The organism is Nonomuraea sp. NPDC050536, assembly GCF_044457685.1.
Lineage (GTDB): Bacteria > Actinomycetota > Actinomycetes > Streptosporangiales > Streptosporangiaceae > Nonomuraea.
Genome location: NZ_JBITHD010000002.1, coordinates 206,575 through 226,332, shown reverse-complemented (window position 1 = coordinate 226,332; position 19,758 = coordinate 206,575). Strand labels below are relative to the sequence as shown.

Here is a 19,758-nt window from a genome sequence, read left to right as displayed (position 1 = left end):
CCCGGCATGCTGGGGCGGTGCTCCGAACCCTCCTCGATCTCGTCGTGCCGCAGTCGTGCGTGGGCTGCGGCCGCTCCAGCGCCCGGCTGTGCGAGGCGTGCCTGGTCGTCGAGCCCGCGGTCCGCATGCCGGTGCCCAGCCCGCCCGGGCTGCCCGCGTGCTGGTCGGCCGCCGCCTACGAGGGTGCGCTGCGCAGCGCCGTGCTGGCCTACAAGGAGCGCGGCGAGTCGGCGCTGGCCGGTCCGCTCGCTGACGCGCTGGCCTACACGCTGGCCAGGGCCGTGCCGGGCGGGAGCGTGTGGCTGGTGCCCGTGCCCAGTTCCCGGCGGGCCTCCCGGGCGCGTGGGCACGACCCGGTGGGGCGGGTGGCGCGGCTCGCCGTACGGCGGTTGCGGGGGCTCGGGCGGGACGTCGCGATGCTGCCCGTGCTCGCGCAGGCGCGGCGCGTTACCGATCAGTCGGGGCTGAGCGCCACGCAGAGGGCCGCCAACCTCGCCTCCTCACTGAGAGTCGCCCCCGGCTCGCGGGGCGCTCACGGGCGTCCTACGGTCCTCGTGGACGACATCGTGACCACAGGGGCCACGCTCGCGGAGGGCGCCAGGGCGCTGCGGGCAGCCGGCTTCGCCGTAACCGCCGCGGTCACCGTGGCCGCGACACGCCGAAGATCTTGCACGTAATGGAGATCACGCTGAGTAAAGTAACGCCCAAGTCTCGGACTCACCCGGGGGCCACACCTTCGTGGCTTGACGGTGCAGGAAGGGCAGCTCAGCACTCTGGAGGGGTACGTCGATAAGGGATGCGGCGCCCGCAAAGCGGGCATCTTGTATACCCGGTAAGGCCGGAAAAAATCACAGAAAGTGATCCTTTGGCCGATCTCGCGGCTGACATTCGTCCTGGATGCGGATAGCGTTCTGACATGGCACCCGTTCGGGTCCGTGGTTGCGCAGGGTCGGGGCTCCCGGCTCTGCTAGCCGATGCCAGCCGCAGGCAAAACGGTCCACGTAAGGCGACTCTTTGTCGACCGATCACGGTGCGGCTTAGGGGTAAGTCCTGCCTTCCCGGGGGTCCAGATGTCCCCCGTCAGAAGAGAAGGGCAGTAGTGGCAACAGAGCCGCGAAATCCTCAGCAGGCGGATGTGGGGTCGAAGACCAGGTCGGCCGGACGGGTGCCGTTCGAAGTTCCCGGTGATGGTGTGTAGGAAGAGGGGAACGGTGACAGAAAGGCAGACAGAAGACCCCGCCCGGCACGCATCTCGTCGGGCGCTCTTGCTCAGTCGTTAGACGAAGGGGGGCTGTTGCATGGACATCATCGTCAAGGGCCGGCACACGGGAGTGAGCGACCGGTTCCGAGACCAGGTGACGACCAAGCTGGCCAGGATCGAGCGTCTGGACAACAAGCTCATTCGAGTCGATGTGGAGGTGTCGAAGGAGCGCAATCCCCGCCTCGCCGACCAGCGCGAGCGGGTCGAGCTGACCATTCACTCTCGTGGCCCCGCCATCCGCGCGGAGGCCTCCGCCGACGACCGATTCGTAGCCCTCGACATCGCCCTCGACAAACTGGAAGGCCGTCTCAGGCGCCTGGCCGACAGGCGCAAGGTGCACCACGGCAACCACTGCCCGCCCTCCGTGGCAGAGATCACCGCGTCGCTTCCCGACCTCGTGGACATGACCCCGCCGGCCGCAGTCCCCGTGCAGGCCGAGTCCGACGAGGACGACCTACCCGACGACCAGCAGTACGACGACATCGTCCCCATCGCGATGGACGGCGAAGGGCCGCTCATCGTCAGAGAGAAGTTCCACAAAGCGGAACCCATGACCATCGACCAGGCTCTACTCGAGATGGAACTGGTCGGGCACGACTTCTATCTCTTCCGTGACAAGGAGAGCGGCCAGCCGAGCGTCGTGTACAACCGGCGCGGCTACAACTACGGGGTGTTGCGGCTCATAGAGCCCTGAACGCCCTAGCAGAAGATCTTCTCGACCACCCGAGGACCGCCGTACCCGTGCCATCATGGCGGTTCAACGGCTCTGGGCCCCCGACGAGGAGGAGACGTGAGCGAGCTCAGTCAGGCGATAGTGAGCGAGCGAAACGAGAAGGCTGTCACGAGGTCGATGGAGGATGCCTCGTGACGGAGTCCGGCGAGCCCCGCGCGCCTGACAACGAACCCATCCGCGTCCTGATCGTGGACGACCACGAGCTGATCAGGCGCAGCCTGGCCTTGGCACTGGCGGCCGAGGCCGACATCGAGGTGGTCGGTGAAGCGAGCGACGGGCAGGAGGCGGTCGAACTGGCCGACCGTCTCATGCCCGACGTGGCTCTGATGGACGTGCGGATGCCGCGCCAGGACGGCATCGAGGCCACGAAGGGCATCAAGGCCTCGGTGCCGAGTACGCGGATCATCATGCTGACGGTGAGCGACGAGGAAGAGGACCTCTTCGAGGCCATCAAGGCCGGCGCCACCGGCTACCTGCTGAAGGACGTCCAGATCAACGACGTGCCCGCCGCCGTGCGCGGCGTGCACGAGGGCCAGTCGCTCATCAACCCGGCCATGGCGGCCAAGCTCATCAGCGAGTTCGCCAACATGAGCCGCAAGGAGGCCGAACGGCCGCCGCAACTGCCCGTGCCGCGGCTCACCGACCGGGAGATGGAGGTGCTGCGGCTGGTGGCCAAGGGGATGAACAACCGCGAGATCGCCAAGCAGCTGTTCATCTCCGAGAACACCGTCAAGAACCACGTCCGCAACATCCTGGACAAGCTCCAGCTCCACTCCCGCATGGAGGCCGTGGTCTACGCGGTGCGGGAGCGGATGCTCGAGATCACCTGACGCCGGTACGGCAGGCCGCCCCACCGTGGCCGATGCGCGGGCGATCCCCGCCGCACGCGGCTCCGGTGGTCACGTGGTCGCCGAGAGGACGGCGGAGGCCAGGGCGGGTTCGGCGCGCTCGACGCGCACCGAATCGCAGCCGACCCACTCGGCCGCCTCCCTGAGCGCGTCGCCGACGGCCGGACCCCACTTGGCGGCCGACAGCCCGGGCTCCAGGCTCACCTGCCTGGCCACCAGCGTGCCGCCCTCGCGAGCCGGGTCGACGCGCCCGATCAGCCGCCCGCCTGCCAGCACCGGCATCGTGAAGTAGCCGTGCACCCGCTTGTGCCTGGGCACGTACAGCTCCAGCGTGTAGGCGAAGCCGAAGGCCCGCTCGGTGCGCCCTCTGTGCCAGATCAGCGAGTCGAACGGCGACACCAGCGTGGTCCTGTGCCGCCCGCGCGGCGCCTCGGCAAGCGCCTCGGGGGACACCCAGGCGTTCGGCGTCTTGCCCGGCCAGCCCGTGACGTGCACGGGCACCAGCCCGGCCGCCCCGCTGGCCAGCACCTCGTCGAGGATCTCGGCGTGCCGGCCCTTGACTCGGATGAAGTCCACCAGGTCGCCTCGGGTGGCCACTCCGAGCGCCACGCCGGCGATCCTGGCCAGCCGTACGATGCACTCCTCGTCGGTGAGGTCCTCGGCCAGCAGGTCGGCGGGGACCACGCGCTCGGCCAGGTCGTAGACGCGGCGCCAGCCGACGCGGCGGGTGCAGGCGATCTCGCCGATGTCGAGCAGCCACTCCAGCCCGATCTTGTTGTCGGACCAGTCCCACCACGGGCCGCCCTTCTTGCCCCCGCCGACGTCGGCGGTGGTCAGCGGGCCCTCTTCGCGCACCTGCTCGAGCAGCTTGTCGACGTGGTCGGGCACCTCGTGCCAGCGGTAGCGGCGCTCGCGGAAGGCGCGGCGGCGGAAGGAGTACAGCGGCCAGTGCTCGATCGGCAGGATGCACGCCGCGTGGCACCAGTACTCGAAGCTCTGGGCGGGATTGTGCCAGTAGGCGCCCTCGACCTTGGCCCGCGTCACGGTGCCGAGCCGGGCATAGGAGACCAGCTCGTGGGAGCGGGCGAGCACCGAGATCGTGTCGAGCTGGACGGCGCCGAGTCTGCGAAGCATCGTGTGCACGCCGCCGCGCCGACCGTCCGCGCCGATCAATCCCTGCGCGCGAAGAATGATCTTTCTGGCCTCGTCGGCCGTCAGATCTGTCATGTCGCTTTTGATGTACGGCGAAGCATGCCGGAAATGCTAACGGCGGGCACCGACAAGAAATCGGTGCCCGCCGTTCGCGAGCTCGTTATCGGTGATCTTCTGTGGACATGCCCACCCGGGGCGCGTCGATCACGACGTCGGTGAAGATGTCGAAGACCAGGGCGAGGATTCCGCCCACAATGAACACCCCGATGCCGATCCAGATGAGCATCCAGTTGGTGAGCGTCACGCCCACGCCACCCACGGTGAAGCCTGCCAGCATGACGGTGACCGCGAGCCACGATGACGCACGGCCGCCGTGGCTGCCCAGGTTGTGCCCGCCTGCCATGGCCTGTCCTCCTTCAGTGTTCCCGCTCATCCATCAAAGGGGCGAGATCGATGTACCGGGGCCATTCTCCCAGAAGGGGGATGCGGTCGTCGCGGCGCATCGGCTGTGTGTGGTTGCGAAACCGCCTACGATGGCAACCGGGGAAGTTTGTCTTGGCCTCTCCTCCTGGCGGCGCCGCCGGGGTAGACCTGCGAGGAGCTTTACATAAAGTGGCAGCCATTCTCGACAAGATCCTGCGTGCCGGCGAAGGCAAGACTCTGCGCAAGCTCAAGCGCATCGCAGACCAGGTCAACTCCATTGAGGACGACTTCACGAGTCTGACCGACGCCGAGCTGCGCGCGATGACAGATGAGTTCAAGCAGCGCTTCGCCGATGGCGAAAGTCTCGACGATCTGCTTCCCGAGGCGTTCGCCGCCGTGCGCGAGGCAGCTCGCCGCGTGCTCGGCCAGCGACCCTTCGACGTGCAGATCATGGGCGGGGCCAACCTGCACCTGGGCAACATCTCCGAGATGAAGACCGGTGAGGGCAAGACCCTCACCTGTACGTTGCCCAGCTACCTCAACGCGCTGGCGGGCAAGGGCGTCCACGTCGTCACCACCAACGACTACCTGGTGCAGGTCGGCGCCGAGAACATGGGGCGCATCCACCGTTTCCTCGGCCTCGAGGTCGGCATGATCCTGTCCGGGCAGGAGCCCGACGAGCGCCGCAAGCAGTACCAGGCCGACATCACCTACGGCACGAACAACGAGTTCGGCTTCGACTACCTGCGCGACAACATGGCCTGGTCGCTCGAGGAGTGCGTGCAGCGCGGCCACCACTTCGCGATCGTGGACGAGGTCGACTCCATCCTCATCGACGAGGCCCGCACGCCGCTGATCATCTCCGGCCCCGGCGAGCAGTCCGGCAAGTGGTACACCGAGTTCGCCAAGATCGTGCCCAGGCTGCGCCGCGGCGTCGAGGCGAAGAACCCGGGCGAGGAGAGCACCGGCGACTACATCGTCGACGAGAAGAAGCGCACGGTCGGCATCCTCGAGGCAGGCGTCGAGAAGGTCGAGGACTGGCTCGGCATCGACAACCTCTACAAGCCCGAGCACACCCACCTGGTCGGCTTCCTGAACAACGCTCTGAAGGCCAAGGAGCTGTTCAAGAAGGACAAGGACTACATCGTCTCCGACGGCGAGGTGCTCATCGTCGACGAGTTCACCGGCCGCGTGCTGCACGGCCGGCGCTACAACGAGGGCATGCACCAGGCCATCGAGGCCAAGGAAAGCGTGGCGATCAAGGACGAGAACCAGACTCTCGCCACCGTCACCCTGCAGAACTACTTCCGCCTCTACACCAAGCTGGCCGGCATGACCGGCACCGCGGTCACCGAGGCCAACGAGTTCCACCAGACCTACAAGCTGGGCGTCGTGCCGATCCCGACGAACATGCCGATGATCCGCAAGGACCAGGCGGACGTCGTCTACAAGACCGAGGACGCCAAGTTCAACGCGGTCGTCGAGGACATCAAGGAGCGCTACGAGAAGGGCCAGCCGGTCCTGATCGGCACCACCTCGGTGGAGAAGTCCGAGCGGCTGTCGAAGGCTCTCAAGCGCCGCGGCGTCACCCACGAGGTGCTGAACGCGAAGAACCACGCGCGTGAGGCCGCGATCGTGGCCGAGGCCGGGCGCAAGGGCGCCGTCACCGTGGCCACCAACATGGCCGGTCGAGGCACCGACATCATGCTCGGCGGCAACCCCGAGTTCCGCGCCGACCTCGAGCTGCGCAGCCGCGGCCTCGACCCGATCGAGACCGCGGAGGAGTACGAGAAGGCCTGGCCCGAGACCCTCGACAAGATGAAGACCGCGGTCAAGGCCGAGCACGATGAGGTCACCAAGCTCGGCGGCCTGTACGTGCTGGGCACCGAGCGGCACGAGTCGCGTCGCATCGACAACCAGCTGCGCGGCCGCTCCGGCCGCCAGGGCGACCCCGGCGAGTCGCGCTTCTACCTCTCGCTCGGCGACGACCTCATGCGCCTGTTCAACTCGGCCCGCGTCGAGATGATCATGACCAGGCTCAACATCCCCGATGAGCAGCCGATCGAGTCCGGCATCGTCTCCAAGGCCATCGCCTCCGCCCAGCACCAGGTCGAGCAGCAGAACTTCGAGATCCGCAAGGAAGTTCTCAAGTACGACGAGGTGATGAACCGCCAGCGCAAGGTCATCTACGCCGAGCGCCTGCGCGTCCTGGAGGGCGCCGACCTGCACGAGCAGGTGCGGGGCTTCGTCGCCGACGTCATCGACGGCTACGTCGCGGGCGCCACCTCCGAGGGCTTCGCCGAGGAGTGGGACCTCGACAAGCTCTGGAAGGCCTTCGGCGAGCTCTTCCCGATCTCGATCACGGTCGACAACCTCGTCGAGGAGGTGGGCAGCCGCGAGGAGCTCACCGCCGAGATCATCGCCGAGAAGGCCAAGGCTGACGCGCTCGCCGCCTACGACCGCCGCGAGGAGGAGCTCGGCGCCGAGGCCATGCGCGAGTTCGAGCGCCGCGTGATCCTGTCGGTCCTCGACCGCAAGTGGCGCGAGCACCTCTACGAGATGGACTACCTGCGCGAGGGCATCGGCATGCGGGCCTACGCGCAGAAGGACCCGCAGATCGAGTACCAGCGCGAGGGCTTCGAGATGTTCGCCGCGATGCTCGAGGGCATCAAGGAGGACTCAGCCGGCTTCCTCTTCAACATCGAGGTCGAGGTTCAGCAGAACCCGATCGTCGAGGAGGAGGACGCCATGATGGCGGAGACCCGCTCCATCATCGCCCGCGGCCTGCGCGGGCCTGAGCGTCCCGCCGAGCTCGAGTACTCCGCGCCCGGCGAGCAGGGCGAGGTCGAGCACACGCGCGTCAGCACCACCTCGGCGGAGCGCGCGGCCTACGGCAACGTCGAGCGCAACGCGCCCTGCCCGTGCGGGTCGGGCAAGAAGTACAAGCGCTGCCACGGCGACCCGAAGAACGCCCAGTCGGCCTAGCCGTCCGTGTCGCCCCCGCTCCCAGCACCTTGGGAGCGGGGGCTTTCACTTTCCCCGGTACGGCAGGCCGCACCCCCCTCCGACAAGCAGGCCACGGACCCCATTCCCGCGCCCCGAAGCGACGTGATCCCACCAGGCGCCGAGTCGGTGAGAACAGGGCACGTCGGTGGTGGGCGCCCCGGTACGGCGAGCACCCATGCGTGGGACAGGGTTGGGGTGGGTGCGCAGGTAGGCGGCTTCTAGCCCGTGCCGCGCGGCGCGGGGTCGGCGCGTCGTGCTGAGGGCTTGCCGTACAGGGGAGGGGGGTCGGTGAGGGCGGTGCGGAGGAGGGCTCGGGCGGTCCAGCACATGAGGTCGACGGCCTCGTCGCGGGTGGTGTCGGCGATGTCCGTGAGCCAGACGAGTGACTCGATGCCCGTGGCCGAGCGGATCGCGATGGCGAGGCGATGGACGTCGAGCCGGTCGCGCAGGGGTTCGAGGGCGTCCTCGATCCAGGCGATGGCCCGGCCGCCGCGGAGCACCGGCTGTGCGGCGCCGGGCTCCAGGGACATGCGCAGCGATGCGCGCAGCTGAGGCTCCCATTCGAGCGTCGTCCGGGTGAACTCGCGCATCGCCAGCTCGAGCCTGGCCTCGGGATCCGAGGGCGCGTCCGCGGGCAGGAGCGACCGCTGGCTGACCTCGGGGTGGGCGGCCATGATCAGGGCTCTCTGGTTGGGGAAGTAGCGGTACGCCGTGGTCCGGGAGATGCCGGCCGCCGCCGCGGCCTCCTCCACGGTCGGCTCCGTACCTCCCGCCAGCAGCTCCCGCGCGGCCGCCACCAGCGCCTGTTTGGTCCGCGTCTTCTGCCCGATCCTGCCTGTCGCCTCATATGGTACGGCCATGCCCATCATGGTACTCTCGTCCCATGTAGCGATGGAGGATGCCATGAGCCACGACCCCGCAGTCACCAACCCCGAGCTCTACCGCGTGCTCTTCGAGAACGACCGGGTGCGGGTCCTCGAATACCGCGACATGCCGGGCGACAGTACGGCTCCGCATCGCCACCCGGACACGGTCATGTACCCGCTCGCCTCCTTCGCCCGGCGCCTCACGGCCGGCAGGCGGCAGGTGGAGGTCAAGCTCGAGCCCGGCCAGGTCCGCTGGCTCGACGCCCAGGAACACTCAGGCGAGAACATCGGCTCCACCCCCTCCCACGCCCTCTTCTTCGAACTCAAAGACCCCCCCACCCCACCCTCCGCCGCCCTCGGCCCTACCACCTGACCTCAGATCCCAACGCCCCTGAACGGCAAGCCCCTCATCCCAGTCCCGCAGCGGCACGCAACCAGGACCCACAAGCCGAGGGAAGGCCCCCGAGCCGCACCGAGATGCACCATCGGGGCGCACCGAGGCCGACCGGGAGATCCACCTGAAGGAGTCCTGCGGACCACGCCGGTGCTGCCGGGCAAGCAGGAGGTCTGGATCCACCGATTTCGGACTACTCCCCGCACCAGTTGCATGGCGTGCGGTGGTGCACGCGCTGCAGAGCGAAGAGCGATCGGGTGGGCCGGTAAGAGCATCGCGCGGCGGCGGGACGTGCGCGGTGGAGGATCTGCCGGTTGGCGGGATGTGCGGGACGGCGGCTGGGGCGCGGCGGAGGTGCGTGGTGGGGTGGGGCTCTGTGGTGAGGCGGAGGTCGGAGGAAGTGTGGGGTGGGGCTCCGCGGTGGGCGGAGCCCCGTGGGGTGGGCTAGGCGGTTTCGAAGTCGGTGCAGAGCCATTGGACGCCGCGGCGTTCCAGGCGTAGCGCCAGGACGTGGTGGCGTTCGCCGCAGTTGACCAGGGCGCACATCTCGATGGCGCCGTCGCGGGGTTGCTTGACGTGAGGGACGCCGACCCACGGCGGGCGGCGGGTGTTGATCATGCGGCCCGCTCGGACGAGCTCGCGGTAGGCGCGTTCCGTGAGGCGGTCGGCGACCGTCTCCGGTGGGCGCCTGCCCGACAGGACCTCGGCGAGCGCCTGCGCGAGGTGACGGAGCTTCCGCTCGTCGGGCAGGGCGCCGCGCGGGCCCCACACCAGCGGACGAGGGTCGAGGGCCAAGGACCCCTGGGTCTGCGGACCGGGCTCGTCGCGGTGCTCGTCGTCGTACGGAGGCTCCGAAGTGGGGGAGACGCTGAGCCTGGGGTGCGATGTCATGAGCCCTCCGGGGCGTAGGGGGGAAGAATGCTATAAGGAGTTTCCGGCCCCACCACCAGATACATCGGACGCCAACTTCTTCGATTTCCCCGCCCTTTCGCCCCGCCTCGCGAAGAAGATCACCGCGACCTGGAGCGGTCTCCGCCCAAGCCCTCCACGATTGCGGATCTTCCCCACACCCCTTACGGCCGGCACAAAGCCGCCATCAAAGAGGTTCTTCGGGTTCGCGGCCGGGGGTGGGGATGTTGAGTTTGCGGATCAGGAAGGTGAAGAGGGCGTAGTAGAGCACGAAGTAGACCGCGCCATAGCCGAGGATGAGGCCGAGGCGGTGGGTGTTGGACTTGCCGGCGTTGAGGAGCATGTCGATGGCTCCCGCCGAGAAGGTGAACCCCAGACGGCCTCCGAACTCCGCCATGAGGGCCATCGACAGGCCCGTGAGGAGGGCGTGGACGGCGAACAGCAGCGGCGCCACGAAGATGAACGCGAACTCGATCGGCTCCGTGATCCCGGTGACGAAGGCGGTGAGCCCGGCCGAGAGCATGATGCCGCCGACCGCCTTGCGCCTGTGCGGCGGGGCGGCTCGCCAGATGGCGATGGCCGCGCCGAGCAGGCCGAACATCATCACGGGGAAGAAGCCGGTCATGAAGATGCCCGCCCCCTGCTCCCCGGCGAAGTAGCAGTTGAGGTCGCCCGAGGCGTCGCGCGTGGCGCCGTTCACGCCGGCGGTGCAGGAGGGCAGGGTGAACCAGACGATCGTGTTCAGGAAGTGGTGCAGGCCGATGGGGATGAGCAGCCGGTTGGCCACGCCGTAGATCCCGGCGCCGGGCGTGCCATGAGCCGACAGCCAGTCGCCCGCGCTCGTCAGCCAGTCGCCGACGGGCCGCCACAGCAGGCCGAACACCACGCCGAGCAGCATCGCCGCGAACGAGGTCACGATGGGCACGAAGCGCCGCCCGCCGAAGAAGGCCAGCCACGCGGGCAGCTTGATCCGGTAGAAGCGTTCCCACAGGATGGCCGCCACCAGGCCGATGATGATCCCGCCGAGCACGCCGGTGGGGTTCTGCACGCCGAGGTTGAGCTGCGGGCTCGGGCTGCCGTTGACCATGGCGGTGATCAGGACCTTGTCGTAGACCGCGCCGTGCCCCGCGGCGTAGAAGAGCGTACGGCTGACGCGGTCGAAGACCAGGTACCCGGCGAGCGCGGCCAGCGCGGTGGACCCGTCGGACTTGCGGGCGAAGCCGATCGCGACGCCGATGGCGAACAGGATCGGCAGGTTGTCGAAGAGCGCGCCGCCGGCGGCGGCCAGCACCTGGGCCACGGGCAGGACCCACGGCCAGACGCCGCCGAGACCGTCCTTGCCCAGCAGATCGTCCTGACCGAAGCGGAGCAGCAGCCCCGCGGCGGGTAGCACGGCGATCGGCATCATGAGCGAGCGGCCGATCCGCTGCAGCACCGCGAAGGCCGACGCCCAGATGGACATGCCGCCTTCGGCGCTCGTGCTGCTCATGTGCCCATCCCCCCGGCCGAGTCAGACCACGGGGGATAAGTCGGATCTTAACCTTCTCCGGAATCCACGTCGGGTTCCGGCTCGCGCCCGGGCGTCATGATGTTCAGCCGCCGGATCAGGAAGCTGAACACGACATAGTAGATAAATCCGTATATGGCGCCCAGGATCAGGATGCCTAAGAGGTTGTGCGTGTTCGACTTGCTGGCGTTGAGCAGCATGTCCAGCGCCCCGCCGGAGAAGCCGAACCCCAACTGCCCCCCGATCAGCGCCGTCAGCCCCATGGCCAGCCCGGTCAGCACCGCGTGGACCACGAATAGCAGCGGCGCCACGAAGATGAACGCGAACTCGATCGGCTCGGTGACCCCGGTGACGAAGGAGGCCAGCGCCGCCGACAGCATGATGCCGCCCACGGCTCGCCGCCGGTGCTTGGGGGCGGCCCGCCACATGGCCAGCGCCGCCGCCGGCAGCCCGAACATCATCACGGGGAAGAACCCGGCCATGAACTGCCCGGAGTGCTCGGCGCCGGCGAAGTAGCAGTTCTGGTCCCCGCCCAGGATGCGTCCGCCCACCGAGCACTGCGGCACGACCTGCCAGACGATGGAGTTCACGAAGTGGTGCAGCCCGAGCGGGATCAGCAGCCGGTTGGCCAGCCCGTAGAGCCCGGCGCCGAGCGGCCCCAGGTTGGCCAGCCCCTCGCCCGCGTGGCCGATCCACTGGCCCAGCGTCGGCCAGATCCAGCCGATCAGCACGCCGAGCAGCAGCGCCACGATCGAGGTGATCACCGGCACGAACCGGCGCCCGCCGAAGAAGGCCAGCCAGGAGGGCAGCTTGATCCGGTAGAACCGTTGCCAGAGGACGGCGGTGACCAGCCCGATCAGGATGCCGCCGAGGACCTTGGTCTCGTTCTGCTGGCCGTACTCGATGACCCTGGTGAGTCCGCCGGTGTCCACCTTGGTGATCAGGACGCGGTCGTGGATGGCCGACCCGGCGAACATGACCTTGGTGACCCGGTCGAAGACGAGGTATCCGACCACCGCGGCCAGCGCCGTGGAGCCGTCGGACTTGCGCGCGTAGCCGATCGCGACGCCCACTGCGAACAGCAGCGGCAGGTTCTCGAACAGCGCCTTGCCGGCGGCCTCGACCACCGGCGCGACGTTCCTGAGCCATTCGAACCCGGCCACGTCGGCCAGGCCGCCGGGCGCCGCGCCATTGGAGCCCAGGATGTCGTCCTGGCCGAAGCGCAGCAGCAGCGCGGCCGCGGGAAGCGCGGCGATGGGCAGCATCAGCGAGCGGCCGAGCCGCTGGAGCACGTTCATCACGCGCGGAAGGATCTGACCTAACCGCGCGGGGGACGATGCGGTGGTCTCGTTCACCGGGCCTTTCCTCCGGGGAATACCTCAGCCCCGTCTTGCGGGCATTTCCAGAATTGTGCGCAACTGGTAGCGGTCCGCGCGATAGGTCGACACCCCGAGTTCCGCGCACACGCCACCTGAGAAAGATCTTCGCTGGAGCAGCAGTACGGCGCCGCCGCGCGGGAGCTTGAGCAGGTCGGCGTCGCTGGGATCGGCGATGCCGCCGTCGATGGTGAGCTCCCCGGCGTCCATGACGAGCCCGTACCTGCTCTCCAACAGCTCATACAGTGATTTGTCGGACAAGTCGTGGTCTGCCAGATCGGGGGCGAGCTTGACCGGGATGTGTGCCCGCTCGATCGACAGCGGTTCGCCGTCGGCGGTCCGCAGCCGCTCGATGAAGTGGACCTCCTCGCCGGGCTGGATGCCCAGCTCCTTGGCCAGGTGGGCGCTGGCGCGCACGATCCTGCGGTCGAGGTCGCGCGAGCCGGGCTCCATGCCGCGGGCGCGCATGTCGTCGGTGAACGAGGTCAGCTGGAGTGCCAGCTCGATCTTGGGCCGGGCCACGAAGGTGCCCTTGCCGGGCACCCGGTGCAGGCGTCCCTCGGACACCAGGTGGTCGACCGCCTGCCGTACCGTCATCCTGGACAGGCCGAAGCGCTGGCAGAGCTCGCGCTCGGACGGGATGGCGGCGCCGATGTTGAGCTCGTTGCTGTCGATGAGGTCCAGCAGGATCTCGCGTAGCTGGAAGTACTTGGGCACCGGGCTGTCCGGATCGATTTGCGCCACGGATCCTCCCCTCGATCTGACCTAAGTGATGGGCTATGGTTCGTACTGGTCTAGTCCGGACTAGACCACATGCCGGAAATGAGAGTCAAGTGATAGGGGCGAGATGACCACCAAGATGCGCAGCGAGATCGCCGAGCAGCCAGCGGCGCTGCGGGCGACCCTCGACTCGCTGCTCCCGAGGGTCGGCGAGGTGAAAGCGCTCGCAGGTGAGGCCCGGCAACTGCTGTTCATCGCCCGTGGCACTTCTGACAACGCCGCAGTCTACGGCCGCTACCTGGTCGAATCACACACGGGCCGGCTGGCCGCGCTCGCGGCGCCCTCCATTGCCACCACCTACAAGCGCAAGCTCGACCTCGACGGTGTGCTGGCCGTGGCGATCTCCCAGTCGGGCAGGACCGAGGAGATCGTCGAGACGCTGGAGTGGGCGCGCGACTGCGGCGCCAGGACCGTGGGCGTCACCAACGGCGGACCGGACAGCCCGCTGGCGGCCGCCGCCGACCTGGCGCTGTGCACGCTGGCAGGCGAGGAGAAGGCGGTTCCGGCGACCAAGACCTACACCACGCAGCTGGCCGCGCTGGCGGTGCTGGCCATCGGCCTGGGCGCCGACGTGGACGAGAACGACCTGCAGCGCGTCCCCGACGCGGTCGAGCAGCTGATCGCCGAGCCCGGCGACCTGGACGCGGTCGTGTCCGGCCTGGCCGACAAGCACGGTGTGGTGGTCTCCGGCCGTGGCCTGGCCTTCTCCACCGCGCTCGAGACCGCGCTCAAGCTCAAGGAGGCCTGCTACCTGCACGCCATGGGCCTGTCGTACGCCGACCTGCTGCACGGCCCGATCGCCGTGGTCGACGCCGACACCCCCGCGCTGCTGGTCGCCGCCGAGAACAGCCCGACGCTGTCCGGCACGGTCGCGCTGGCCGAGCGGGTGGTCGAGGCGGGCGCCGCGGCCTTCACGATCGGCGGCGGTACGGCTCTCGCCGAGGCGGGCACCGCCGCGCTGAACGGCCCCGACCTGCCCGAGTGGGTGGCGCCGATGGGCCTGATCGTGCCCGGTCAGCTGCTGACCGAGGCGCTGGCCAGGCGGCTGGGCATCGACCCCGACGCCCCGCGCGGCCTGAACAAGGTGACCCAGACGGACTGATAACGCTCAGTCGTTTAGCCTGGTCAGAGGGTATTGACCCAGAGAGCGAACCCGACGCGTCGAGCGGGGTGGCGGCCCGACGGGTGAGCGACCCATTAGCAGGGAGGTCCAGATGGCGGCGGATGCCAACGCGATCATCGCCGGCCTCGGTGGTGCCGACAACATCATCGATATCGAGCCGTGCATCACCCGGCTGCGTACCGAGGTGCACGACGCGTCCAAGGTCGATCAGGCCGCACTCAAGGCGGCCGGGGCACACGGTGTGATGGCCGCGGGCAACGTGGTCCAGGTCGTGGTGGGGCCCGAGGCGGACACGATCGCCAGCGACATCGAGGACATCATCGGCTAGAGGGCGAGACCATGACGACTGTTCTCGCCCCGGTTGAGGGGGCAGCTGTGGGGTTGGCCGCCGTGCCCGATCCAGTGTTCTCGGTGGGCATGGTGGGGCCGGGAACGGCGATCGATCCGATGAGGGGGCCTGGCAAGGCCGTAGCCCCCATAGCTGGAAAAATCATGAAACTGCATCCGCATGCGTACGTCATCGTGGGGGACGACGGCAAGGGTGTGCTGGTGCACCTGGGCATCGACACCGTCCAGCTCAAGGGGAAGGGGTTCCAGCTGCTGGCGGCCGAAGGCGACAGGGTCAGCGCCGGTCAGCCGGTGGTGGCCTGGGACCCGGCGGCGATCGAGGCGGGCGGCCGATCACCGGTCTGCCCGGTGGTCGCCCTGGACGCCCTCGCCGACGCGGTCACCGACGTCGTCGAGGGCGACGTGCATGTGGGGGACGAGCTCTTCCAGTGGGAATAGAGACCGCCCTGTCCGACTTTGGACGGGACGCTGATCAACTGCCGACCGTGTGGCGTTCGACAAGGTCCAGCTGGTCTGGACCGGTGAGCAAGGAGGAATGATGGCACAGCGCAAGGCCACCGTGGCGGCGGAGGTCGGACTGCACGCGCGTCCCGCGGCGACGTTCGTGCAGACCGCCCAGAAGTCGCCGATCGACATCACGGTGGCGAAGCTCGGCGGCGACCCCGTCAACGCCAAGAGCATCCTGTCGGTGATGGGCTTGGACGTGCGGCAGGGCGAGATGATCGTGATCAACGCCGACGGGGAGGGCGCGGAGGAGATCCTCGACGCGCTGGCTGTGATAGCCGAGACGCCATGAAGGGCGTCGGCGTCAGCCCGGGGATAGGCCACGGACCTGCCTACGTCCTGGCCACCGAGGTGCCCGAGCCCCCCGCGGGCCTCACCTACGACGGCGACGCCGATGACGAGAAGGCCCGCGCGCAGGCCGCCCTCCAGCAGGTCGCCGGGGCCCTGGAGGCCCGCGGCAACCAGGCCGGCGGCGAGGCCAGGTCGATCCTTCAGGCGCAGGCGCTGATGGCGGCCGACCCCGGGCTGGCCGTGGGCGTCAAATCCCTCATCGAGCGCGGGGTCGCCGCGCCCCGCGCCATCTACGATGCTTTCGAGAACTACCGGCACATGCTGATCGCGGCCGGTGGCTACCTGAGCGGGCGGGCCGCCGACCTGGACGACGTGCGCGACCGGGCCATCGCCCTGCTGACCGGGCAACTCCTGCCCGGCGTGCCGTCCGAGGCGGCCGAGCCGTACGTCCTCGTCGCGCGCGACCTGGCGCCCTCCGACACGGCGGTGCTGTCGAGGGACGTGGTCGCCGCGTTCGTGACCGAGGAGGGCGGCCCGACCAGCCACACCGCGATCCTGGCCAGGGCGCTCGGCGTGCCCGCCGTTGTGGCCTGCCCGGGCGCGACCACGATCCCGCCCGGCGCCGCGGTGCTGGTCGACGGCACGAGCGGAGAGGTACGGCCGGCGCCGTCGGAGGGCGACGTGGCCGAGGCGGTGTACGCGGCGTCCATCAGGCAGGCCGCCGTGGACGCCACCCGGGGCCCCGGGCGGACCCGCGACGGGTACCCGGTGGCGCTGCTGGCCAACGTGGGCGGACCGGCGGACCTGGACCCGGCGCTGGCCAACGGGGCCGAGGGCGTGGGCCTCTACCGGACCGAGTTCCTGTTCCTCGACCGGGCCGAGGCGCCCTCGATGGAGGAGCAGGAGGCCGCCTACCGCGCCGTGCTCGAGGCGTTCCCCGGCGGCAAGGTGGTCATCAGGACCCTGGACGCCGGGGCCGACAAGCCGCTGCGGTTCCTGCCCGCGTCCGGCGTGGAGCCGAACCCGGCGCTGGGCCGGCGCGGGCTGCGGCTCTTCCGGGCGTTCCCCGAGGTGATGGCCTCGCAGCTGGCCGCGCTGGCCGCCGCGGTCGTGGGGACCGAGGCGGAGCTGCAGGTCATGGCGCCGATGGTGGCCACGGCCGGGGAGGCCAGGTGGTTCGTCAACGCCTGCCGTACGGCGGGGCTCGACAGCGCGGGCGTGATGATCGAGATCCCGGCGGCGGCGCTGCGGGCCGAGAGCCTGGTGACCGTGGCCGACTTCGTCTCGATCGGCACCAACGACCTGGCCCAGTACGTCTTCGCCGCCGACCGGCAGCTCGGGGCGCTGACCGTGATGCAGGACCCGTGGCAGCCCGTGCTGCTCGACCTGGTCGCGGGGACGGCCACCGCCGCCTCCGACAACGGCAAGCCGTGCGGGGTGTGCGGTGAGGCGGCGGCGGATCCCGAGCTGGCCTGCGTGCTGGTCGGGCTCGGCGTCACGTCACTGTCGATGAGCGGTCGCGCGTTGCCCGCCGTACGGGCCGCGCTCGCGGCCAACACGCTGGGGGAGTGCCAGCTCGCCGCGCAGGCCGCGCGGGCGACCACCACGGCCGCGCACGCCCGCGCGGCGGCCCGCGCCTACCTGCCAGGACTCGCCGGCCTGGGCCTGTAGGCAGATGCTGCCCCCGCCGGTATGCGTTCGCTTCACGGGCGGAGCACCGCCCGGCACGGATACGGTTGAGTGCATGGTGCGACGGATCGGAGCCGCAGGACTGCTGGTGATCGCCCTCACGGCCTGCGCCGGAGGCGGGACGGCGGCGGGCTCCACGGCGCCCTCTCCCAGGGCGTCCTCTCCCATCGCGCCCTCCACCACGCCCGCGCCCGCCCAGGCCGCCGAGAAGGCGGACCAGGTCGGCGCGGTGCTCGCGCGGATGAGCCTGGAGGAGAAGGTCGGGCAGCTGTTCATGCCCGTGCTGTACGGCACGGCCGCAGACACTGTCTCAGGCGAGAACCAGGCCAGGTACGGCGCGGCCACCCCGGCCAAGGTGATCGCCAAGTACCACCTCGGCGGCGTGATCCTCTTCCCGCAGAACGTCAAGAGCATCGGCCAGGTCGTCCAGCTCACCAACGGGCTCCAGCGCGCCTCCAAGGGCGTGCCGCTGATCATCGGCACCGACCAGGAGAACGGGCTGGTGTCGCGGATGTCCGCGCTGATGACCACCTTCCCCGGCGCCTCCAGGATCAAGGGCGCCGCCAACGCGCGCGCCGTGGCCAGGGCCACCGGCGAGGAGCTGCGGGCGCTCGGCGTGAACCTGGACTTCGCCCCTGTCGCCGACGTGAACATCAACCCGCGCAACCCGGTCATCGGTCCCCGCTCCTACGGCAAGGACCCCCGCTACGTGGCCACGATGGTCTCGGCGGCGGTGAAGGGCTTCGGCGACGCCGGCGTGGCGGCCACCGCCAAGCACTTCCCCGGCCACGGCGACACCAACGTCGACAGCCACACGGGCCTGCCGGTGATCAAGCACTCCAGGGCGCAGTGGGAGCGCATCGACGCGCCGCCGTTCAAGGCCGCCGTCGCCGCCGGGGTCGACGCCGTGATGAGCGCGCACATCGTCTTCCCCAAGCTCGACCCGTCAGGCGACCCGGCCACGCTGTCCAAGCCGCTGCTGACCGGGCTGCTGCGCGGCAAGCTCGGCTTCAAGGGCGTGATCTCGACGGACGCGCTCAACATGGAGGGCGTACGCAAGAAGTACGGCGACGGAGAGGTGGCCGTGCGGGCGGTGCAGGCAGGGGCCGACCTGCTGCTCATGCCGTACGACTTCGCCAAGGCCTACAACGCGGTGCTCGCCGCGGTGAAGTCGGGCAGGATCAGCCAGCAGCGGCTGGACGAGTCCGTCACCCGGCTGCTCACGCTGAAGAAGAACCGGGGCTTCCTCACCCGGGCGCCGGTGGCCTCCGCCGCGCAGGCGGCCAAGGTGCTTCGCTCGGCCGATCACCGTAAGCTGGCCGCCGACGCAGAATCGCGGTGACGGGAGGCGTCCGTGGTCAGGGGTTTGCTGATCGACTGGGGCGGGGTGCTCACGACAGGCCTGTCCGAGTCCATCGCCAAGTGGATCGAGGCCGACAGGATCGACGACGCCCACTACCGGGACGTCATGATCGAGCTCGTCTCGCAGGCCTACGAGGAGTCCCAGGAGAACCTGGTGCACGCGCTGGAGCGCGGCGAGATCGACGGGGTCGCCTTCGAGCGGGACCTGGCCGCCAGGCTGCTCACCCTTGACGGGGTGCCGCCGGCGGCCGAGGGGCTGCTGGCGCGCATGTTCGCCGGGTTCGAGCCCGTGACGCCCATGTACGACATGCTCCGCCTCGTACGGAAAAATGGCCTCAAGACGTGCCTGCTCTCCAACTCGTGGTCGAACACCTACCCGCGCGAGCTGTTCGACGGGCTCTTCGACGCCGTGGTGATCTCGGCCGAGGTGGGCATGCGCAAGCCCGAGCCGGGCATCTTCCGGCACGCGCTGGAGCTCGTCGCGCTGCCGGGCGAGGAGTGCGTGTTCATCGACGACCTGGAGGCCAACATCGTGGCCGCGCGTGCCCTGGGCATCACCGGCATCCACCACCGCGATCCTGACACGACCCTCGCGGAACTCGAGTCTCTCCTCCGTCTCCCGTTGCGGCGGGCATGATAGAGCTCTTGCATCTGGTGAAAGGTTTGTGATGCGCGTCTATCTGCCGTGCACGCTGCCCGCGCTGGCCCGAGCGGTCGAAAAGGGCGAGCTGGGCCCGGCGCCCTTGACCGGCTTCGCGGTGACGCCCGCGCTGACGGAGTGGTACGCCTCGGGAGACACCGAGGAGCTCGAGTACGTGGCGCTCACCGAGGCGGCCCGCGCCTCGCTGCGCATGCTGGCCGCCGACAAGGCCGACGGCGTGGAGATCGCGCCGCGCCGCGTGGTGGTGGCCGCCGAGGTGCCTGACGTGGTCGTGGGCGCCGACCTGGCGGAGAAGGCCAGGGTGCGGTTGCCGGACGCGGTGCCGATCGCCAAGGTCGCCGCGGTGCACATCGACGACCTGTCGGCGGCGCCCGACATCTCGGCCGCGATCGAGGCACTGCCCGCCTCCGACGCGGGCGACGACGACGCCCGCTTCACGGTCGACGGTGCCGAGGCGCACGAGCTGATGTGGTACGCCACCCAGGAGATCCCCGACCTCCTCACTTGACTCGGATTTGACTATTG

20 protein-coding genes are annotated in these 19,758 nt (G+C 69.4%); 13 read left to right on the top strand and 7 right to left on the bottom strand.

Features of this window, described 5'->3' with window-relative positions; translation table 11 throughout:
- The first annotated feature begins 17 nt into the window (after window positions 1-17).
- The 3 genes from ACIBHX_RS08050 (at window position 18) to ACIBHX_RS08040 (ending at window position 2,824) form a co-directional block, all read left to right on the top strand.
- Window positions 18-677 carry a ComF family protein gene (locus ACIBHX_RS08050; protein WP_397065407.1) on the top strand — a complete coding sequence of 220 codons (660 nt, stop codon included), beginning with the start codon at window positions 18-20 and terminating at the stop codon, window positions 675-677.
- Between the two features lie 621 nt (window positions 678-1,298).
- Window positions 1,299-1,955 (top strand): ribosome hibernation-promoting factor, HPF/YfiA family, encoded by a 657-nt coding sequence (gene hpf, locus ACIBHX_RS08045; protein WP_397065405.1) that lies wholly within the window; start codon window positions 1,299-1,301, stop codon window positions 1,953-1,955.
- 170 nt (window positions 1,956-2,125) lie between these two features.
- Window positions 2,126-2,824 carry a response regulator gene (locus ACIBHX_RS08040; protein ID WP_397065404.1) on the top strand — a complete coding sequence of 233 codons (699 nt, stop codon included), beginning with the start codon at window positions 2,126-2,128 and terminating at the stop codon, window positions 2,822-2,824.
- A 69-nt stretch (window positions 2,825-2,893) separates the two neighbouring features.
- On the opposite strand, the gene ACIBHX_RS08035 is transcribed toward ACIBHX_RS08040, so the two are convergent.
- Both ACIBHX_RS08035 and ACIBHX_RS08030 read right to left on the bottom strand, forming a co-directional pair.
- The gene (locus ACIBHX_RS08035) at window positions 2,894-4,069 is read right to left on the bottom strand and encodes a winged helix-turn-helix domain-containing protein (protein ID WP_397065402.1); all 1,176 of its coding nucleotides are present in this window, start codon (window positions 4,067-4,069) and stop codon (window positions 2,894-2,896) included.
- 85 nt (window positions 4,070-4,154) lie between these two features.
- Window positions 4,155-4,397 (bottom strand): HGxxPAAW family protein, encoded by a 243-nt coding sequence (locus tag ACIBHX_RS08030; RefSeq protein WP_397065400.1) that lies wholly within the window; start codon window positions 4,395-4,397, stop codon window positions 4,155-4,157.
- A gap of 209 nt (window positions 4,398-4,606) precedes the next feature.
- Here ACIBHX_RS08030 and secA point away from each other — a divergent pair, with 209 nt between their 5' ends.
- Window positions 4,607-7,402: a preprotein translocase subunit SecA gene (gene secA / locus ACIBHX_RS08025; RefSeq protein ID WP_397065399.1), complete on the top strand. Its 2,796-nt coding sequence runs from the start codon at window positions 4,607-4,609 to the stop codon at window positions 7,400-7,402.
- A gap of 239 nt (window positions 7,403-7,641) precedes the next feature.
- On the opposite strand, the gene ACIBHX_RS08020 is transcribed toward secA, so the two are convergent.
- A complete protein-coding gene (locus tag ACIBHX_RS08020) occupies window positions 7,642-8,283 on the bottom strand; it encodes a TetR/AcrR family transcriptional regulator (protein WP_397065397.1) in 642 nt (213 codons plus the stop codon).
- 43 nt (window positions 8,284-8,326) lie between these two features.
- Between ACIBHX_RS08020 and ACIBHX_RS08015 the strand changes: the two genes are divergently transcribed.
- Window positions 8,327-8,662, top strand: a complete 336-nt coding sequence (locus ACIBHX_RS08015; RefSeq protein ID WP_397065396.1) for a cupin domain-containing protein — start codon at window positions 8,327-8,329, stop codon at window positions 8,660-8,662.
- 465 nt (window positions 8,663-9,127) lie between these two features.
- Here ACIBHX_RS08015 and ACIBHX_RS08010 read toward each other — a convergent pair whose 3' ends face one another.
- From ACIBHX_RS08010 to ACIBHX_RS07995, 4 genes are all read right to left on the bottom strand, one after another.
- The gene (locus ACIBHX_RS08010) at window positions 9,128-9,574 is read right to left on the bottom strand and encodes an Rv3235 family protein (protein ID WP_397065395.1); all 447 of its coding nucleotides are present in this window, start codon (window positions 9,572-9,574) and stop codon (window positions 9,128-9,130) included.
- A gap of 205 nt (window positions 9,575-9,779) precedes the next feature.
- Window positions 9,780-11,081: a PTS transporter subunit EIIC gene (locus ACIBHX_RS08005; protein WP_397065393.1), complete on the bottom strand. Its 1,302-nt coding sequence runs from the start codon at window positions 11,079-11,081 to the stop codon at window positions 9,780-9,782.
- A gap of 47 nt (window positions 11,082-11,128) precedes the next feature.
- Complete coding sequence (locus ACIBHX_RS08000; protein WP_397066049.1) at window positions 11,129-12,397, bottom strand: PTS transporter subunit EIIC; 1,269 nt, start codon at window positions 12,395-12,397, stop codon at window positions 11,129-11,131.
- Window positions 12,398-12,478: 81 nt separating this feature from the next.
- Window positions 12,479-13,219 (bottom strand): GntR family transcriptional regulator, encoded by a 741-nt coding sequence (locus ACIBHX_RS07995; RefSeq protein ID WP_397065391.1) that lies wholly within the window; start codon window positions 13,217-13,219, stop codon window positions 12,479-12,481.
- A gap of 103 nt (window positions 13,220-13,322) precedes the next feature.
- Here ACIBHX_RS07995 and ACIBHX_RS07990 point away from each other — a divergent pair, with 103 nt between their 5' ends.
- The 8 genes from ACIBHX_RS07990 to ACIBHX_RS07955 all read left to right on the top strand — a co-directional run bounded on the left by ACIBHX_RS07990 (window position 13,323) and on the right by ACIBHX_RS07955 (window position 19,741).
- Window positions 13,323-14,357, top strand: a complete 1,035-nt coding sequence (locus ACIBHX_RS07990; protein ID WP_397065389.1) for an SIS domain-containing protein — start codon at window positions 13,323-13,325, stop codon at window positions 14,355-14,357.
- A gap of 112 nt (window positions 14,358-14,469) precedes the next feature.
- Complete coding sequence (locus ACIBHX_RS07985; protein ID WP_305919282.1) at window positions 14,470-14,706, top strand: PTS glucose/sucrose transporter subunit IIB; 237 nt, start codon at window positions 14,470-14,472, stop codon at window positions 14,704-14,706.
- A gap of 11 nt (window positions 14,707-14,717) precedes the next feature.
- The gene (locus ACIBHX_RS07980) at window positions 14,718-15,164 is read left to right on the top strand and encodes a PTS glucose transporter subunit IIA (protein WP_397065388.1); all 447 of its coding nucleotides are present in this window, start codon (window positions 14,718-14,720) and stop codon (window positions 15,162-15,164) included.
- 100 nt (window positions 15,165-15,264) lie between these two features.
- A complete protein-coding gene (locus ACIBHX_RS07975) occupies window positions 15,265-15,522 on the top strand; it encodes an HPr family phosphocarrier protein (RefSeq protein WP_397065386.1) in 258 nt (85 codons plus the stop codon).
- Window positions 15,519-17,192 carry a phosphoenolpyruvate--protein phosphotransferase gene (gene ptsP / locus ACIBHX_RS07970; protein ID WP_397065385.1) on the top strand — a complete coding sequence of 558 codons (1,674 nt, stop codon included), beginning with the start codon at window positions 15,519-15,521 and terminating at the stop codon, window positions 17,190-17,192. The genes ACIBHX_RS07975 and ptsP overlap by 4 nt, the downstream gene beginning before the upstream one ends.
- Window positions 17,193-17,265: 73 nt before the next feature.
- Complete coding sequence (locus ACIBHX_RS07965) at window positions 17,266-18,552, top strand: glycoside hydrolase family 3 protein (RefSeq protein ID WP_397065383.1); 1,287 nt, start codon at window positions 17,266-17,268, stop codon at window positions 18,550-18,552.
- A gap of 12 nt (window positions 18,553-18,564) precedes the next feature.
- Complete coding sequence (locus tag ACIBHX_RS07960) at window positions 18,565-19,209, top strand: HAD family hydrolase (RefSeq protein ID WP_397065381.1); 645 nt, start codon at window positions 18,565-18,567, stop codon at window positions 19,207-19,209.
- 31 nt (window positions 19,210-19,240) lie between these two features.
- Window positions 19,241-19,741, top strand: a complete 501-nt coding sequence (locus tag ACIBHX_RS07955) for a DUF6912 family protein (RefSeq protein WP_397065379.1) — start codon at window positions 19,241-19,243, stop codon at window positions 19,739-19,741.
- The last annotated feature ends 17 nt before the right edge of the window (window positions 19,742-19,758 follow it).

Coding starts and splice junctions, on each gene's coding strand:
- ACIBHX_RS08020 (WP_397065397.1), bottom strand. CDS start 8,283: ATGGCCGTACCATATGAGGCGACAGGCAGGATCGGGCAGAAGACGCGG.
- ptsP (WP_397065385.1), top strand. CDS start 15,519: ATGAAGGGCGTCGGCGTCAGCCCGGGGATAGGCCACGGACCTGCCTAC.
- ACIBHX_RS08035 (WP_397065402.1), bottom strand. CDS start 4,069: ATGACAGATCTGACGGCCGACGAGGCCAGAAAGATCATTCTTCGCGCG.
- ACIBHX_RS07975 (WP_397065386.1), top strand. CDS start 15,265: ATGGCACAGCGCAAGGCCACCGTGGCGGCGGAGGTCGGACTGCACGCG.
- ACIBHX_RS07955 (WP_397065379.1), top strand. CDS start 19,241: ATGCGCGTCTATCTGCCGTGCACGCTGCCCGCGCTGGCCCGAGCGGTC.
- ACIBHX_RS08000 (WP_397066049.1), bottom strand. CDS start 12,397: ATGAACGTGCTCCAGCGGCTCGGCCGCTCGCTGATGCTGCCCATCGCC.
- hpf (WP_397065405.1), top strand. CDS start 1,299: ATGGACATCATCGTCAAGGGCCGGCACACGGGAGTGAGCGACCGGTTC.
- ACIBHX_RS07985 (WP_305919282.1), top strand. CDS start 14,470: ATGGCGGCGGATGCCAACGCGATCATCGCCGGCCTCGGTGGTGCCGAC.
- ACIBHX_RS08010 (WP_397065395.1), bottom strand. CDS start 9,574: ATGACATCGCACCCCAGGCTCAGCGTCTCCCCCACTTCGGAGCCTCCG.
- ACIBHX_RS07965 (WP_397065383.1), top strand. CDS start 17,266: ATGGTGCGACGGATCGGAGCCGCAGGACTGCTGGTGATCGCCCTCACG.
- ACIBHX_RS08015 (WP_397065396.1), top strand. CDS start 8,327: ATGAGCCACGACCCCGCAGTCACCAACCCCGAGCTCTACCGCGTGCTC.
- ACIBHX_RS07990 (WP_397065389.1), top strand. CDS start 13,323: ATGACCACCAAGATGCGCAGCGAGATCGCCGAGCAGCCAGCGGCGCTG.
- ACIBHX_RS08030 (WP_397065400.1), bottom strand. CDS start 4,397: ATGGCAGGCGGGCACAACCTGGGCAGCCACGGCGGCCGTGCGTCATCG.
- ACIBHX_RS08005 (WP_397065393.1), bottom strand. CDS start 11,081: ATGAGCAGCACGAGCGCCGAAGGCGGCATGTCCATCTGGGCGTCGGCC.
- ACIBHX_RS07980 (WP_397065388.1), top strand. CDS start 14,718: ATGACGACTGTTCTCGCCCCGGTTGAGGGGGCAGCTGTGGGGTTGGCC.